Source organism: Pseudomonas rhodesiae (assembly GCF_007858255.1).
In the GTDB taxonomy this organism is placed as follows: domain Bacteria; phylum Pseudomonadota; class Gammaproteobacteria; order Pseudomonadales; family Pseudomonadaceae; genus Aquipseudomonas; species Aquipseudomonas rhodesiae.
Window position 1 is genome coordinate 1 of record NZ_VFEU01000057.1, and the last position, 2,751, is coordinate 2,751.

At 62.0% G+C, this 2,751-nt stretch carries 4 protein-coding genes; 3 read left to right on the forward strand and 1 reads right to left on the reverse strand.

Annotated features, from left to right (window positions below):
• Positions 1-41 precede the first annotated feature (41 nt).
• Positions 42-971 (reverse strand): recombinase family protein, encoded by a 930-nt coding sequence (locus tag FIV35_RS29325; protein WP_003150544.1) that lies wholly within the window; start codon positions 969-971, stop codon positions 42-44.
• 201 nt (positions 972-1,172) lie between these two features.
• Here FIV35_RS29325 and FIV35_RS29330 point away from each other — a divergent pair, with 201 nt between their 5' ends.
• From FIV35_RS29330 to FIV35_RS29340, 3 genes are all read left to right on the forward strand, one after another.
• Positions 1,173-1,412 carry a ribbon-helix-helix domain-containing protein gene (locus FIV35_RS29330; protein ID WP_003089107.1) on the forward strand — a complete coding sequence of 80 codons (240 nt, stop codon included), beginning with the start codon at positions 1,173-1,175 and terminating at the stop codon, positions 1,410-1,412.
• On the forward strand, positions 1,412-1,822 hold the full coding sequence (locus tag FIV35_RS29335; protein WP_003150546.1) for a putative toxin-antitoxin system toxin component, PIN family: 411 nt from the start codon (positions 1,412-1,414) through the stop codon (positions 1,820-1,822). Before FIV35_RS29330 ends, FIV35_RS29335 begins: the two co-directional genes overlap by 1 nt.
• Before the next feature lie 3 nt (positions 1,823-1,825).
• On the forward strand, positions 1,826-2,751 hold a 926-nt coding region (locus FIV35_RS29340; protein WP_146375122.1), incomplete at its 3' end, for a DUF4158 domain-containing protein.

Below are 2,751 nucleotides of genomic sequence, written 5' to 3' on the forward strand. Positions count from 1 at the left end.
AGGGGTTTGGGGAGCAATGGAACCAAAAACCAACGTAAGCCCTACCAACGCTTTTCGGTGTCTTCTTCCCAGGCGCCCATCTCGACAAAACAGTTGCGCATGTCGGCCTCCTGGCTGATCTCGGTCAGCAGGTCATGCACGCTCTTGTCCAGCTCATCGTCGCTCCGATACGGAATGGTCAACTCATAGTGGCCGGCATCCAGCCGCTTCATGCCATAGGGCTCCAGGCAGTAGCGCTCAATGTTCTCCGTGGCCCGCTTCCGGCCGCGCACGAACTTGCTGTTATTCACCACCGCGAGGCGCAGGGTGACGGTGGCCACCCGCTCGGCGGCGGGCGGCTCTGCCGGCGACGCGGCCGAAGGCTGCTGGTCGCGTGACCTGGCGCTCTTCTGGTACGCGCCGATCTCGACACCACGGTGGCGCAGGTAGCTGTACAGCGTGCTCTTGGAGATGTGCAGCTTCTCGCCGATCGCGCTGACGCTCAGGCGACCTTCGCGGTAGAGGGTTTCGGCCGCCATGGCGGTGGCCTCAGCCTTGGCTGGCAGGCCCTTGGGACGGCCACCGATCCGGCCACGCGCCCGTGCGGCCGACAGACCCGCCTGAGTCCGCTCGCGGATCAGCTCGCGCTCGAACTCCGCCAGCGAGGCGAACAGGTTGAACACCAGGCGGCCTTGGGCGTGGGTGGTGTCGATGGGGTCATTCAGGCTCTGTAAGCCGACCTTGCGCTCTGCCAGCTCGCCGACCAACTCGACCAGGTGCTTGAGGGAACGCCCAAGGCGATCCAGCTTCCAGATCACCACGGCATCACCCGGCCGCACGTTGGCCAGCAGTTTGTCCAACTCCGGCCGGGCGCTTTTCGCGCCGCTGGCGATGTCTTGGTAGATGCGTTCGCACCCGGCCTGTTTCAGGGCATCGACTTGTAGGTCGGCTTTCTGATCCCGAGTGCTCACTCGCGCATAACCGATCTTCATCAAAAGTACTGTTTACTCGACTACGTTAGTAATAGTTGAACTTTGATTAAGCGTACCAGTTATTTGAACCGTAGCGCGGGGAGCTTAACGAACCGAGCCATTCCTCGATAGAGTTCGGCAAAACCTTCGTTTTGTCGAACCATTGCATCGCCCTTTGTGATTGGCGTATAAACACACAAACACCTATTAGCGGAGAACGCTATGAATACCATTCGCTGGAATGTCGCCGTCTCGGCCGACACCGACCAGTCGCTTCGGATGTTTCTGGCCAGCCAGGGCGGCGGCCGTAAGGGCGACCTGTCGCGCTTCATCGAAGAAGCGGTACGGGCACACATCCTGGAGCTGAGCGCTGAGCAGGCCAAGGCCGCTAACGCCCATCTGAGTGAGGCAGAATTGACCAACGCGGTTGACGAAGCGCTCGACTGGGCACGTAAGCGCTGATGCGGGTCGTGTTGGATACCAACATCCTGTTCAGCGCCCTGATCTCGCCACATGGCGCGCCCGATGCGATCTACCGTGCCTGGCGGGCGGCGCGTTTCGAGGTGGTGACCTCGCGGATGCAACTCGATGAAATTCGTCGAGCCAGCCGCTATCCCAAGCTTCAGGCCATCCTACAGCCCGCCAAGGTGGGCGCCATGATCAATAACCTGCAACGGGCTGTGGTACTGGAGCGCCTGACCATCGAGGTCGAAGCCGATGATCCGGATGACTCGTTTTTGCTGGCCATGGCCTTGGCGGGCGATGCGGACTACCTGGTAACCGGTGATCGCCGCGCCGGCCTGCTGCAACGCGGGCACATCGAACGCACGCGGATCGTCACGCCCGCCGTGTTCTGCGTCGAGGTGCTGTGATCAATGCCGGTCGGTTTTCTGACTCAAGAGCAACGCGACGGTTTTGGCCGCTATGTTGATTCGCCCAGCCGTGAAGAGCTGGAACGTTACTTCCACCTGAGCGATGAAGACCGTGAAGCCATCCAGGTGCTGCGGGGTAACCATAACCGTCTGGGTTATGCCGTTCTGCTGACCACCGTCCGCTTCGTTGGCGTTCTGCCGGACAAGCCCGCCGCCGTGCCGGTGGAAGTCCTGCAGGTGCTTTGCCGACAACTGGCGATTCCAGACCCCGACTGCCTCCAGCGCTATAGCGATCATCGCCGCTGGATACATGCCACCGATATTCAGAACCGCTTTGGCTATCGTCATTTCACCGATCCGGGCATCGGCTTTCGCTTGAGCCGCTGGCTGTATGCCCTCTGCTGGACGGGCACCGACCGGCCGGGAGTGCTGTTTGAGCGAGCCACCTCGTGGCTGTTCACACAGAAAGTCCTCCTGCCTGGTGTGTCTCAACTAGAGCGCTTTATCGCCCAGTTGCGCAGTCGGGTCGAAGAACGCCTCTGGTTTACGCTGGGCCGCAGCGTGACTGAGGAACAGCGATTGCAACTGCAAGACTTGCTGACGGTGGCCGAAGGCAACCGCAGCTCCCGGCTGGATCAATTGCGCTCCGGCCCGGTCATGGTCAGTGGCCCCGCGTTGATTCGGGCACTGCGCCGGCTCGATGACGTGCGCGGCATCGGCATCACCTTGCCGGCGGCGGCGCACATCCCTCCCAGCCGTATCGCCGCCCTGGCCCGCTTCGCCAACACGGCCAAGGTCACCGCGATTAATCGGCTGCCGGCGTCGCGGCGGATGGCGACACTGGTGGCCTTCGCACTCTGCCTGGAGGCGACTGCGCACGACGACGCACTGGAAGTCCTGGAGGCCTTGCTGCGCGACCTGTTCAGCAA

What these genes read in the sequence shown, in the direction of transcription:
- FIV35_RS29325 (WP_003150544.1), bottom strand. Translation starts at nt 971, where the DNA reads ATGAAGATCGGTTATGCGCGAGTGAGCACTCGGGATCAGAAAGCCGAC.
- FIV35_RS29330 (WP_003089107.1), top strand. Translation starts at nt 1,173, where the DNA reads ATGAATACCATTCGCTGGAATGTCGCCGTCTCGGCCGACACCGACCAG.
- FIV35_RS29335 (WP_003150546.1), top strand. Translation starts at nt 1,412, where the DNA reads ATGCGGGTCGTGTTGGATACCAACATCCTGTTCAGCGCCCTGATCTCG.